Below are 13579 nucleotides of genomic sequence, written 5' to 3'. Positions count from 1 at the left end.
GTCAGGCGAAGTGAATTCGGGCCGCGCCACACGCATTTCCGGTGAAGAGGCCGACGCAGCGCCGGAAGAAGCGTACTTACGTGCAACCCCGTACCGTCCCGATCAAAGGCTTGCAGCACATGACCGAACTATCCGTTTCCGCCCACCGTTCCGACAGCGATCTGGACGGCGATACGCTTCATGAAGAATGCGGCGTCTTCGGCATTCTGGGCCATCCGGATGCAGCCACGCTGACCGCGCTCGGCCTGCATGCCCTGCAGCACCGTGGCCAGGAGGCGGCCGGCATCGTCACCTTCGACGGCAAGCAGTTCCACAACGAAAAGCGCATGGGCCTCGTCGGCGACCACTATACCGACCCGGCGACGCTGGCCAAGCTGCCCGGCTTCATCGCCATCGGCCATACCCGCTATTCCACCACCGGCGAAGTCGCCCTTCGCAACGTCCAGCCGCTGTTTGCCGAACTCGAAGTCGGCGGCATCGCCATCGCCCATAACGGCAACTTCACCAACGGCCTGACGCTCCGTCGCCAGTTGATCGCCGGTGGCGCCATCTGTCAGTCGACCTCCGATACGGAAGTCGTGCTGCACCTGATCGCCCGGTCGCGCTACACTTCCACAGCCGACCGCTTCATCGACGCGATCCGGCAGATGGAAGGCGGCTATTCGATGCTGGCGATGACGCGGACGAAGCTGATCGCCGCGCGCGATCCGATCGGTATCCGCCCGCTGGTCATGGGCGAACTCGACGGCAAGCCGATCTTTGCTTCCGAAACCTGCGCACTCGACATCATCGGCGCGAAGTTCATCCGCGACGTGGAGAACGGCGAGGTCATCATCTGCGAGATCCAGCCCGATGGCTCCATCTCTATCGACGCCCGCAAGGCCGGCACCGGCCAGCCCGAACGGCTCTGCCTGTTCGAATACGTCTATTTCGCACGGCCGGATTCGATGGTCGGCGGCCGCAGCGTCTATGTCTCGCGCAAGAACATGGGCATCAACCTGGCAAAGGAATCCCCGGTCCGGGCCGACGTCGTCGTTCCCGTGCCGGACGGCGGCACGCCGGCAGCGCTCGGCTATGCGCAGGAAAGCGGCATTCCGTTCGAATACGGCATCATCCGCAACCACTATGTCGGCCGCACCTTCATCGAGCCGACGCAGCAGATCCGCGCCTTCGGGGTGAAGCTGAAGCATTCGGCCAACCGGGCGATGATCGAGGGCAAGCGCGTCGTGCTCGTCGACGATTCCATCGTGCGCGGCACGACCTCGCTGAAGATCGTGCAGATGATCCGCGACGCCGGCGCCACCGAGGTGCACCTGCGCGTGGCAAGCCCGCGCATCTACTATCCGGATTTCTACGGCATCGACACGCCGGACCGCGAGAAGCTGATCGCCAACCAGTACGACAGCCTCGAAGCCATGTGCAAATACATCGGCGCGGATTCGCTGGAGTTCCTTTCGATCAACGGCCTCTATCGCGCCGTCGGCGGCGAGGATCGCAACGATGCCCGGCCGCAGTTCACCGATCACTATTTCACCGGCGACTACCCGACACGGCTCCTGGACAAGGAAGGCGAGACGATGGGCCGCAAGGTTTCCGTGCTTGCCAGCAACGGCTGAGGCGCAGTTGCGGTTTCCATTTCGAAACGAACGCTTTAGAAGGCTGCGGTAACGCGGCCTTTTTCTTTTCCTCTGGCCGGCACGATATGGGACGGACATGATGGATATCGATCTGAAGGGCAGGATCGCGCTGGTCACCGGCGCCTCACGCGGCATCGGCTATTTCACGGCACTCGAGCTCGGCAAGCGCGGCGCGCACGTGATTGCCTGCGCGCGCACGGTCGGCGGACTGGAAGAGCTGGACGACGCCATCAAGGCCGTCGGCGGCAGCGCCACGCTGGTGCCCTTCGACCTTGCCGACATGGCCGCGATCGACAAGCTCGGCGGCTCGATCTTCGAGCGCTGGGGCAAGCTCGACATTCTCGTGGCCAATGCCGGCGTGCTCGGCACGATCTCGCCGATCGGCCACGTCGAGGCGAAGGTCTTCGAAAAGGTGATGACCATCAACGTCAATGCCACCTGGCGGCTCATCCGCTCGGTGGAACCGCTGCTGCTGAAATCGGACGCCGGTCGCGCGCTGATCCTGTCATCGTCCGCCGCCCACAAGTGCAAGCCGTTCTGGGGTCCCTACTCCGCCTCCAAGGCGGCCGTCGAGGCGCTGGCGCGCACCTGGGCGGGCGAGACGCAGCGCACGCCGCTGCGGATCCTCTCGGTCGATCCCGGTGGGACGCGAACGGCGATGCGGGCGCAGGCGATACCGGGCGAGGATCCCTCGACCGTGCCGCATCCTTCCGAGGTCGCCCAGGCGCTCATGCCGCTCGTCGGCCCCGACATGACCGAAACCGGAAAGCTGTTCATCGTCCGCGAGAAGAAGATCGTCGACTACCACATGCCGAGCTGAAACAGGCCGGCCGGCAAAATCCGGACAATCGAACGCCCCGCGCCTCTATTGAAGCGCGGGGCTTTTCATTGCGCCGCCGGGTTTCAGCCTTGTGGCTGGGCGACAGGTCCCGCCGCGGCCGTATCGGTTGCACCGCCCACGACGGTGCGGACCACGACCGAGAGTCCCGGCGCCAGGTACTTCGCCTGCTGCTGGCCGGGGTCGATCGAGATGCGCACCGGAACGCGCTGGGCGACCTTGGTGAAGTTGCCGGTGGCGTTGTCCGGCTTGATAATGCTGAATTCCGAACCGGCGGCAGGAGAGAACCGCTCGACACGGCCATGCAGTTGCACGTTGTCGAGCGCATCGACGGTGAAGGTTACCGCCTGACCGGGGTGAATGCGACTCAGCTGCGTTTCCTTGAAATTGGCGATGATCCACGTGCCCTCCGGCACAACTGCCATCAACTGCGTTCCGGCCGATACATACTGGCCGAGCTTGACGCCGACCTCGCCGACCACGCCGTCGCGCGGCGCGGTGATGCGGGTATTGGTCAGATCGATCTCGGCAAGCTCGAGCGCCGCCTTGGCACCGGCGACCGCCGCCCGCAGCGCGTCGCGGCCGACGATGATCGATTGCAGGTCCTGATTTGCGACTTCCACCTGGGCCTTGGCCTGGCTGACGGCAGCTTCGGCCTGATCCAGCGTCGCACGGCTCTGCTCCCGTTCGCTTTCCGAGACGACGCCTTTGCCGGCGAGACGCTCGACACGGTTCCAGTTCTCGTTGGCCCGGCGCAGGGCCGATTCGGCGCTGTCGACGGCGGCCTTGCCGGCGCCGATCTTCGCCTGGCCTGCCCGCTCCTGCTGGAGCGAGTTGGCGAGTTCGGCCTCCTGGCCCGCGAGCGTCGCCTTGGCCTGGTCCACCTTCTGGCGGAAGATGCGGTCATCGAGGCGGGCGAGCACCTGCCCGGCCTTCACCGTCTCATAGTCCTTCACCGGCACATCGACGATGTAGCCGGACAATTGCGGACTGATGAGGGTGACCGAGCCGCGCACATAGGCGTTGTCGGTGACCTGGATTTCACTCTGGAACGGCGGCAGGTCCCAGGCATAGAGGACGAGCGTCACTCCGCCGACACCCATGGCGACGGCGATGGCGGATGCGAGATTTGTCAGCAGTTTTTTCATGGCATTTACTCAGGCGGCGACCGGCGCTTCTGCGGCATGGCGGTCCCGGATACGGTTCTTGATTGCGTTGAAGGTGACGTGGGCGAGCAGGCAAAGGGCCGCGCCCGCCGAAAGAACACAGATCAGCAGGAAGACGTCGTTGTAGGCGAGCACGTTCGCCTCGCGGGTGATCTGCTGGCTCAGAAGATTGGTGCCTTCGGCCTTGAGCAGCGCACTGTCGGTCAGGGTATGCCCGTAAGTGGCCGAAAGCTGGCTGACACGGTTTGCGACGACGGGATCCGTCAGCGTGATGGCCTGCGCCAGCACATTGGCGTGGAACTTCTCCCGCAGCGTGATCAGCGTGCCGAATGCGGCAGACGCCATCTGCGCGCCGAGGCTCTGTGTGGCCAGGAACAGGATGATGAAGGAGAAGATGTAGTTCGGCCCCTTCTTCAGCGCGTTCGCAAGCCCCTGCCCCATGGTGAGAGGCAGGAACATGGCGGAGGCAACCGCGATCATCCCCTGGCTGAGATAGATGTCGTGCGGCCTGGTCAGGTTGGTGGCGCGGCTGTCCATGAACGCGCCGATCGCGATCAGGGACAGGCAGAACAGATGGATGTGCGGCTCGCGCCCGGGCTTGATGACGAGCGCGCACAGCAAGCCGCCGAACACAGTCGAGACCGCGATCACGGAATAGAGGCCGGTCAGCTGGTCGGCCTGCAGGCCGAGAATCAGGAAGAAATTGGTGGCCGAAGCCGTCTGCTCGGTCAGAAGCAGGCGGAACAGCAGCAAAACCAAGGTGAAATGCACGATCTCCGGGCTCGTAAGCCAGCGAATGTCGAAGAACGGCTGCTTTCGGTTCAGCTCGATCAGGGCGGCCGCGGCAAGGCAGGCGAACGACACGACCAGCGCCTTTCCGATCCAGGGCGCTTCCAGCCACCAGTAAAGCCGTCCCGTCGTCAGGACGATGGCCAACGCGCCGAAGCCGACGGCCACGAACAGGTAGCTGATGATATCGAGCGGTTCGATCACCTTCGCGCGCGGCGGGGAGGCAAGCGGCAGAAGATAGATCGCCCCGAATGCCATCATGGCGAGGCCGAGCTCGAACAGATAGAGGGCGTGCACGCCGCCAAGATCGAAGAGGGCAGGAAAAAGGACACGCGTCAGCGACGGCATGAGCGCGATATTGGTCAGCGCGGCCGTGAGCCCATATGTGAGCTTGTGCTCGGGTGACACTTTCTCGATCATGTAGAGAAAGGCCAGGCCCGACATCGGTGCTGCGGCGATGCCGGCCACGAAACGGATGGCGATGGCCGACTGCAGGTCGGTGACGAACAGATGCAGGATGGACACGAGCACGAAGACGCCGATGCTCCATTCCGCGAAAGTGCGAATACCGAACTGCTGGCGAACCTTGATGAGCGCGACCGAGAGGCTGACGTTCGGCGCCAGATAGGCTGCGATCAGCCAGGTGGCCTCCGTCTGCGTCGCGCTGTAGGCGCCCTGGAACTGCGGCAGGTTGCCGGCAATCATGTTCATCCCGAAGCCCTGAGCCAGCGCCAGCAGCGTGGATGCGCCGAAATAGGCGAAGGCCGGCATTGTCCGGACCGGCGCGGCGGCGGCCGGCGGAACCGGCGCGGCTAGCTCAGGTTCGGAATCGGTCTCCTGCGCCGCCACGAGATCTGCCGCGGCAACGTCGTCGTTCGCTGGTGTGGGTAGGGTAGAAGCGGCAGTCGCGCCGCTGCCGATCTCCTGGTCGTTGATGGTAACCGCGCGCATGGTCACACGCTTTCCCGACAGGAGGTCGACGCGCAGGCGGAGATATTGCGCAGGACCCGGAGCGTCGTCGCCATGTCCTCGTCGCTGACGCCCTTCAGGAGGTCGCGCCTGAGTTCATGCGCCAGTTCCTGGATTTCGAGGGCAACGATTTCGCCGCCGGCCGTCATGACGATCTGCTTGGCGCGGCGGTCGCCGTCCACATTGCGGCGTTCGATGAAGGCCTGCTTCTCCATGCCGTCCAGAAGGCGGACGAGCGTCGGCGTTTCGATATCCAGTTCCTCTGCCAATTCGCGCTGCGTCAAACCCTGCCGTTTCGACAGGATCAGCAGGGTACGTGCGCGCGAAAGCGTCAGCCCCCTCTCCTTCACCCGCGCGTCAAACAGAGCCCGCATCTTGCGCCCTGCGCGCGAGAGTTCTTCGAGAATGACATCATTGGGGTTCGCGGTGGACATTTCATAGCTCGTATATAATTAGCATACTATCGACTAGCATGTTAACTATCACGGCGGGGGACGCTTTTCAATGGTATGGCATCAGGTGGAAACGCAAAGCTGATACCCGGCATTTGCATGCCGAGCCGGACATCCGCCAATGGTCAGGTTTCTCGAAGCGGAAGCGCGAAGCCTCAGTGCTCGTCGTCGTCCTCGCCGGCGAACCGGTTTTCCACCGCCGTATCGGTCGACGGCCAGCCGCCGTACTTGCGATACCAGGCGCGCGCGCCGAACGGTAGTGACGCGAGATAAAGCGCAACCGTCACCACCATGGTCTCCCAGGTGAAGCTCATCAGCGTCGCGACGTAGAAGACGACGACGAGCATGACGGGCAGGACGAGATCCCTGCGAATGCGGCCACCCTCGGACTTGCCGGACCAGACCGGAACGCGGCTGACGAGCAGGAAGGCGATCAGGACGGTGTAGGCCGAGGAGATCAGCGCGAAGGGCGTGCTGGGGGCGACCCCCAGGAAGCCGACATAGACGGGCAGGAGCACGAGCATGGCGCCGGCCGGAGCCGGCACGCCGACGAAATACTCCGATTGCCAGGTCGCCTTGGTCTCCCGTTCCGCCATGACGTTGAATCGCGCCAGCCGCAGGCCCGCGGCGATGGCGAAAATCAGCGCGGCGATCCAGCCGATGGAACGGGCCTGGTCGAGCACGAAGACATACAGCACCAGCGCCGGCGCCACGCCGAAATTGACGATGTCGGCCAGCGAATCCATCTGCACGCCGAACTTGGACGTCGCCTTGAGCAGGCGGGCGACGCGCCCGTCGATGCCGTCGAGGAAAGCCGCCAGCAGCACCATGGCGACGGCGAGTTCGTAGCGGTTCTCGAAGGCAAGGCGGATGCCGGTCAGGCCGGCGCAAATCGCAAGGATCGTGATGAGGTTCGGAATGATGACCCGTAGCGGGATCTGCCGCAGGCGGGGCCCGCGGGCTTCATCATTGGGTCCGTTCGGCTCGTAGGGGTGAAACGGCGTCTTCATCTCGTATCGCTTTGCTGGAGCGGCAGGGCGCACGACGTCTGGCGTCGACGGATCAACGTATCCGACATCGTGCGCGCGCCTCGATCTGTCAACCCCGGCGCCCCAGTGTCGGCCCCTTGGCAGAGCCGAATTCTGCCAGCACCGTCTCGCCTGCGATCGCCGTCTGCCCGACGGAGACACGCGCCTCGGCGCCGGCCGGAAGGAAGACGTCGAGCCGCGAGCCGAAGCGGATCAGGCCGAAACGCTCGCCGGCTTCCAGATGATCGAAGGTCGAGGTCCAGCAGACGATGCGGCGCGCCACGAGGCCGGCGATCTGGACGACGCCGATCTCGCCGTGGGCGGTATCGATGACGAGACCGTTGCGCTCGTTCTCCTGGCTGGCCTTGTCAAGTTCGGCATTGAGGAAGCGACCGGCGCGATAGGCGATCCGGCGCACGCTGCCGCGCATCGGCGAACGGTTCACGTGACAGTTGAAGACGTTCATGAAGACGGAGATGCGCAGCATCGGCTCCGAGCCGAGTTCCAGCTCGAGCGGCGGCGTCACCATGGCGATGGCAGAAACGCGGCCGTCTGCCGGGCTGATGACGAGGTCCGGATCCTGCGGCGTCACGCGTTCGGGGTCGCGGAAGAAATAGGCACACCAGACCGTCAGGATGAAGCCGATCCACATCAACGGCTCCCACAGGAAGCCGAGGATCAACGACACAACGAAGAAGGCGGCAACGAACTTCCACCCGTCGCGATGGACGGGAACCAGCGTGTTACGCACCGTATCGACCAGACTCATGCCATGCTTCTCCGCTTCTTACGTGCCCTGCAACTAGCGCGAAACCGGCGCGGGAGCAATGCGGCGGGGCAAGTTGCCCTTCCTCTGAGGGCCGCATCCACATCTGAACGGTGCACCCATGCAACTTCCAAGGCCATATTGGCCACCAGACGGCGGTGGCCGAAAGTTTCTTTTGGTTGTATTAATATATTTTACAATCAAAAGTAGGAGGACATCATGGCACTCACCCGCGTCGACAGGATTTCAGGACTGCCCCTCTATTACGACCGTTTCAACGGTAACTCCTACGGCCGCACGGCCGTGCCGATGCGCCCCTATATCGATGCGAATTTTCTCGCGCAGTGTACAGCCTGCTTCGACGATCTGAAAACCGTGCTCGCTTCCGGAGAATTCGACATCACGCAGATCTGGAGCGGCGGCGTCGGCCGGGAGGGAAGCGGCACTTCCTATCACTACAAAAACAGGGCCTTCGACCTGGATGCCCTGATCTTTGCCGATGGCACCCGATGGGTGGCGAATACCTTTCCCGAACGGCCGTTTCTCTATCTGGCGATCGAGGCCGTGCTACGACTGCATTTCGGCACCGTGCTCAATCACGACTACAACAGAGCCCACGAGGACCACCTGCACTTCGACAACGGCACGGCCCCGCGTTTCAAGCGGGACGCTCGCAGCCATGTCATCTTCGTCCAGTATGCCCTTGCGAAACTGTTCAACCAGAGCGTCGGCGATGCCGGCGCAGACGGGGTCTTCGGGCCGGAGACCGAGCAGGCGCTCAACCGGGTGCGCCGTCAGCTCGGCATCGGCAGCCTGAGCGAGAACGAAAACTGGTTCGCATTTCTGCGGGCGGTGGCAAAGGCCGCGCTCGCCAGCGAACGAGGCATCGTTCATGCGCCGGAACTGGTAAGCTAGCGCAGAGTTCCGTTGCCCGAGCGTGCGGCGGCGTAACGCGCCATGCTTGCCGGCGCCGGCGTCAGTTTGCCGGCGCCTTGCGGATCACCACGCCCATCTCGTCGGCCTCGCGCACCTGCTTCAGATGCTCTTCCGCCTCGGTCGCCTCGCGCTGGCGGCTCCACATTGACGCATAGAGGCCGGTCTGGCGCATCAGATCGGCATGAGTGCCGCGCTCGGCGATCAGACCGTCCTTCAGGACGATGATCTCGTCGGCGCCCACCACAGTCGAAAGCCGGTGGGCGATGACCAGCGTCGTGCGGTTCTTTGAAACGAGATCAAGCGCCGTCTGGATCTCCTGCTCCGTCCGGGTGTCGAGCGCCGAGGTCGCCTCGTCGAGGATCAGGATGGGCGGGCTTTTCAGGATCGTCCGGGCAATCGCCACGCGCTGCTTCTCGCCGCCGGAGAGCTTCAGGCCGCGCTCGCCCACCATGGCCTTGAAACCGCCCGGCAGGTGATCGATGAAGCCGCTGATCTGGGCAATGTCGGCAGCAGCCCTCACCTCTTCCTCGGTCGCAGCGGGCCGGCCGTAGCGAATATTGTAGCCGATCGTGTCATTGAAGAGCACGGTATCCTGCGGCACCATGCCGATCGCGGAGCGAAGCGATTTCTGCGTCACCTCGCGCACGTCCTGCCCGTCGATGGTGACCGATCCCTGCTGGACGTCGTAGAAGCGATAGAGAAGCCGCGACAGGGTCGACTTCCCGGCTCCCGACGGGCCGACGATCGCGACCGTCTTGCCCGCCGGCACCTCGAAGGAAACGCCCTTCAGGATGGGGCGCGCGGGATCGTAGGCGAAATGCACGTCGCGAAAGGCGATGGCACCGGCACCCGCACGCAGCGGCTTCGCATCCGGGGCGTCCTCCACCTCGGCCTGGACCTCCAGCAGATCGAACATCTGTTCGATGTCGGTGAGGCCCTGGCGGATCTCGCGATAGACGAAGCCGATGAAATTCAGCGGGATCGCCAGCTGGATCAGCATGGCGTTGACGAAGACGAAGTCGCCGATCGTCTGTTCGCCGCGCTGGACGGCCAGCGCCGACATGACCATCATGACCGCCGTACCGATGCCGAAGATCAGCGCCTGGCCGAAGTTCAGCCAGCCGAGCGATGTCCAGACCTGGGTCGCCGCCTTCTCGTAGCGCTCCATCGACTGGTCGAAGCGCTTCGCCTCCATCTCCTCGTTGCCGAAGTATTTGACGGTCTCGAAATTCAGAAGCGAGTCGATCGCCTTGGTGTTGGCCTCCGTGTCACTGTCGTTCATCGAGCGGCGGATGGAAATGCGCCAGTCGCTGGCGCGCACGGTGAACCAGATGTAGAGCGCGACGGTGACGGCGGTCACCAGAAGATAGCTGAAGCCGTAGCCGGCCCAGAAGACGATCGCGGTCAGCAAAAATTCGATGATGGTGGGAATGGAATTGAGGATCGTGAAACGGACGATCGTCTCGATGCCCTTGGTGCCGCGTTCGATGACGCGCGACAGGCCGCCGGTGCGCCGTTCGAGGTGGAAGCGCAGCGACAGGCGATGCAGGTGGACGAACGTGCGATAGGCGAGCTGGCGCACCGCATATTGCCCGACGCTGGCAAAGAGCGCGTCGCGAAGCTGGTTGAGTCCGGCCTGGAGGATGCGGGCGAAATTGTAGGCAAGCACCAGCATGACCGCGCCGAGCAGGAACGACGGCAGGAGATCGACCGCGTCCATCCGGCCGTTCAGCGCATCGGTCGCCCACTTGAAGAAGTAGGGCACAAGCAGGAGGACAAGCTTGGAGGCGAGCAGGAACACCGTCGCCCAGACCACCCGCATCTTCAGGTCAGGCCTTCCCGAAGGCCACATATACGGCCACAGATTGACCAGGGTGCCGTAAGGATTGCTGCTGTCGGCCGAAACCGTCTTCTTCGTCGTGGCCGCCATGCGCGCCTCCGCAGGCCGGCCGCCGCCGGCTCACCTATTCAAGAAAAAATGCGGCGCCCGATTTGGACGCCGCATTGGTGAGATAGGACCGTCAGCCGCGCGATGCAATGCTGCAGACGGCGAAAAGGCAGCTGGAGCTCAGTTGCCCTTCACATGCTTGCGGTGCATTTCCTCCGCCTCGGTCTCCGGCATGGCGCTGTCGGGAACACCGAAGACCTGGCCGGGCAGGATGCGGTCGGGATCGATGATCTGGTCCTCGTTGGCGAGGTAGATCGTCGTATAACGCACGCCCTGGCCATAGACGCGGCGGGCGATCTGCCACAGCGTGTCGCCCCGGCGGATGATGACCGAGTTCTTGCTTTCCTTCAGCGGCGCCTGCTCGATCGTCTGCGGCTGGCCGGCCGACGCCTGCTCCTGACCGACCGCCTGAGCGGCGTCGGTCGCAATACCGGACTGCGCGGCGGCCGGCTGGCCAGTGCCGGCAGCGGCAACGTCGGTGGACGACAACAACGCTTCCGGCGCCGCCTTCAAGCTCGCAAGCGCACCTGCATAGGCCGTCTTAGGCGCATCGGCCGGCACGGACGACAGTGCCTCGACCACGGACCGCGCCCACAGCTTCAGCTTGTCGACGAGCGCCAGCCTTGCGGCATCGATACCGGTCGGCGCCGCATAGCCGACGACCTGGCCGAGAGCACCTTCCAGTTCGACGCGGGCGGCAGCGATCCTTTCAGGCGTCGCACCGGCGTCGGCCAGCAGGTCGGTGAACCGGCGGGAAAGATCGAGTACGCGGTTTTCCAGAGCGCCGACATCGACTGTCGGCGCCGGCGCCTGTTCGGCGACCTGGCCATTGGTGGCCGGCGTCAGCGCGTCCTTCACCGCCGTCTCGATCTGACCGATCGCCTTGCCGACGGTTGCGGCATCGGCGGGCAACGTCTTCAGTTTCGCCAGCACTTCGGCGGCAACCGCAGCCGTTCGGGCAGCGATCGCCTCGCCAGCGCTGCCGGCCGGCGTCTTGTACTCCGAAAGCGACTGCAGCGCGATCTCGGTTGCCGAGCGTGCCGCAGCGAGTTGTTCGGCGGTCGGAACCGCGCCGTTGGCGTAAAGGCCGGTCAAAAGCGCCACCGCCTTGTTCGCCTCCGCACGGAGCTTGTCGAACGAACCGGCGTCGATCAGGCCGAGGGTCGGAGCGGCGCCATCCGTTGCCGGCTCCTGCGCCACGACGGCCACCTGCTCGCCTTCGGGACGATCGAAGGGGACCGATGCCCGCAGTTCGACCTTGGAGGCATCTTCGCTCATCACGTCGGCGCGGATCACGTGGCGGCCGACCGGAAGCGGCAGGACGCCATCAACCACGAAGCGGCCCTGCGGATCGGCCTTGATCTCGCCCAGCAGCTTGTCGTTGGCATAGATGCGCACCAGCGCACCGGCCCGCGAGCTGCCCGCCACGAACATCTTGTCGCCCTCGAGTTCGACGGCGGAGATGCGAACGTTCGGCTGCAGCCCAGCAGTTGCACCCGTTTCCGACTGCGAAGCGCCATTTGCCGCAGTGGCTGCGTCACCCGGCTGGCCGACGGCCGCGGTCTCAGTCTCTGTCTCGGATGCACCGGCCGCTGCTGGAGCGGCAGTCGCCTGCCCTGCATCCTGCGTTGCGTCGGGAACGGTAATCAGGCGGCTCGCCTCGCCGGGCTTGGCGACCATCGCCAGCAACTCGCCGCTGCTGTCCTTCGGGATCGAGACGGTCGCGACCTCCTCGGAGGTTTTGGCGGCACCGCCATCACCCAGGATGCGCAGGGTCAGTTCGTGGTCGCCGACGGCCAGCGGCTTGTCGAAGACTGCAGCAAACTCGCCGGAGGGGCCGACAGCGGTCGTCGCAACCACAGTCTGGCCATTCAGGATCTGCAGCGTTTTGTTGGGTTCCGCGCGGCCGGCGATCACGGTGGAGCCATCCGGCTCCACGCGCAACACGTCAAAGGACGGCGTCTGCCACGCTGAGGCCGGACCGCCGGCGCCTGCCTGCGGCGCTGCCTGGCCGGCTGCGGTTGCAGCGGCCTCGCCTGTCGCAGCTTCGCCTGCGGCAGCGTCGCTGCGCGCACCCTTGGCGTCGGTCATCGTCGTTGCGGCGGACCCGGTTTCGGCTGCCGGTGCCGTGGTCTGTGCAGCGTCCTGCGTCGCTTCGGGCGCCTTGTCCTTTTCGAGGTTCGGAAGGACGAAGAACACCATCAGCGCCGTGGCTGCCGCCAGTACCCCCAATGCAACGAGGCCGGTCTTGTGCTTCATATTTCACTGTCTCCAGGCTGAGCGCCGCTTAATCTGCTAAATTGCTAGCGATTTCCGAGGGTTTGCACAAGCTTGCGGCACTCTCGCATCGCGGCGGCGCGCCTTTTTCGTCATTTTTCTTGACCATCGCGGGTCAGGGATGGCTCAATCGGACCATGAACGAAGAAACCATGCCGATCAGAGCCATATGCGTCTATTGCGGATCCCAGCCGGGCCGCGATTCCGCCTACATCAATGCCGGTCGCTCGCTCGGGCGCTCGATTGCCGCGAATCACCTTCGCCTCGTCTACGGCGGGGGCACCAAGGGGATCATGGGCGCCGTCGCCAGCGGGGTCCTGTCCGCAGGTGGCCGGGTCACCGGTATTATACCGCAATTCCTCGTCGACATGGAGGCCACGCGCCACTCTCTCGGCCAGCTCTCCGAATTGATCATCACAGCCGACATGCACGAGCGCAAGCACAAGATGTTCGAGCGTGCGGATGCCTTCGTCGCTCTTCCGGGCGGCATCGGCACGCTGGAGGAAATCGTCGAGGTGATGACCTGGGCGCAGCTCGGCCGCCACCGCAAGCCGATCGTGTTCGCCAATATCGGCGGCTTCTGGGATCCGATGCTGAAGCTGATCCGCCACATGGCCGAGGCCGGCTTCGTACATGCCGCCCATCTCGTTCAGCCGATCGTCGTGGACGAGGCCGACCACATCGTTCCAGCCCTCATCGAGCACTGGTCGAACACCGTCGACCGCGAAGGCGAGGCAGGTATCGTCGCGCGGCTTTAGCCGTGCGCCGTTTCA

11 protein-coding genes are annotated in these 13579 nt (G+C 64.4%); 4 read left to right on the top strand and 7 right to left on the bottom strand.

What is annotated here, in order from left to right:
- The first annotated feature begins 119 nt into the window (after positions 1-119).
- Together purF and HV823_RS03565 are read left to right on the top strand one after the other, a co-directional pair.
- Positions 120-1616: an amidophosphoribosyltransferase gene (gene purF / locus HV823_RS03570; protein WP_176948365.1), complete on the top strand. Its 1497-nt coding sequence runs from the start codon at positions 120-122 to the stop codon at positions 1614-1616.
- 100 nt (positions 1617-1716) lie between these two features.
- Positions 1717-2457 (top strand): SDR family NAD(P)-dependent oxidoreductase, encoded by a 741-nt coding sequence (locus HV823_RS03565; RefSeq protein ID WP_176948677.1) that lies wholly within the window; start codon positions 1717-1719, stop codon positions 2455-2457.
- A gap of 83 nt (positions 2458-2540) precedes the next feature.
- Here HV823_RS03565 and HV823_RS03560 read toward each other — a convergent pair whose 3' ends face one another.
- The 5 genes from HV823_RS03560 to HV823_RS03540 all read right to left on the bottom strand — a co-directional run bounded on the left by HV823_RS03560 (position 2541) and on the right by HV823_RS03540 (position 7648).
- A complete protein-coding gene (locus HV823_RS03560; RefSeq protein WP_176948364.1) occupies positions 2541-3623 on the bottom strand; it encodes an HlyD family secretion protein in 1083 nt (360 codons plus the stop codon).
- A 9-nt stretch (positions 3624-3632) separates the two neighbouring features.
- Positions 3633-5201, bottom strand: coding sequence for an MFS transporter (locus tag HV823_RS03555; protein WP_425487637.1), 1569 nt, complete (start codon positions 5199-5201; stop codon positions 3633-3635).
- 182 nt (positions 5202-5383) lie between these two features.
- Complete coding sequence (locus tag HV823_RS03550; protein ID WP_176948363.1) at positions 5384-5833, bottom strand: MarR family winged helix-turn-helix transcriptional regulator; 450 nt, start codon at positions 5831-5833, stop codon at positions 5384-5386.
- A 173-nt stretch (positions 5834-6006) separates the two neighbouring features.
- A complete protein-coding gene (pssA, locus tag HV823_RS03545; RefSeq protein ID WP_176948362.1) occupies positions 6007-6861 on the bottom strand; it encodes a CDP-diacylglycerol--serine O-phosphatidyltransferase in 855 nt (284 codons plus the stop codon).
- Between the two features lie 88 nt (positions 6862-6949).
- Positions 6950-7648, bottom strand: a complete 699-nt coding sequence (locus tag HV823_RS03540) for a phosphatidylserine decarboxylase (protein WP_176948361.1) — start codon at positions 7646-7648, stop codon at positions 6950-6952.
- Between the two features lie 216 nt (positions 7649-7864).
- On the opposite strand from HV823_RS03540, the gene HV823_RS03535 reads away from it, so the two are divergent.
- The gene (locus tag HV823_RS03535) at positions 7865-8560 is read left to right on the top strand and encodes an extensin family protein (RefSeq protein ID WP_176948360.1); all 696 of its coding nucleotides are present in this window, start codon (positions 7865-7867) and stop codon (positions 8558-8560) included.
- 61 nt (positions 8561-8621) lie between these two features.
- Here the strand turns inward: HV823_RS03535 and HV823_RS03530 are convergent, their stop codons facing one another.
- Both HV823_RS03530 and HV823_RS03525 read right to left on the bottom strand, forming a co-directional pair.
- Positions 8622-10511: an ABCB family ABC transporter ATP-binding protein/permease gene (locus tag HV823_RS03530; RefSeq protein ID WP_176948359.1), complete on the bottom strand. Its 1890-nt coding sequence runs from the start codon at positions 10509-10511 to the stop codon at positions 8622-8624.
- Positions 10512-10649: 138 nt separating this feature from the next.
- Complete coding sequence (locus tag HV823_RS03525) at positions 10650-12788, bottom strand: LysM peptidoglycan-binding domain-containing protein (protein WP_176948358.1); 2139 nt, start codon at positions 12786-12788, stop codon at positions 10650-10652.
- Between the two features lie 155 nt (positions 12789-12943).
- On the opposite strand from HV823_RS03525, the gene HV823_RS03520 reads away from it, so the two are divergent.
- Entirely contained in the window at positions 12944-13564 is a 621-nt protein-coding gene (locus HV823_RS03520; RefSeq protein WP_176948357.1) for an LOG family protein, read from the top strand.
- Positions 13565-13579: the final 15 nt, after the last annotated feature.

It is taken from the genome of Mycoplana rhizolycopersici (genome assembly GCF_013378445.1).
GTDB classification, from domain to species: Bacteria; Pseudomonadota; Alphaproteobacteria; order Rhizobiales; family Rhizobiaceae; genus Mycoplana; species Mycoplana rhizolycopersici.
This window is presented reverse-complemented; position numbering and strand designations above follow the sequence as displayed.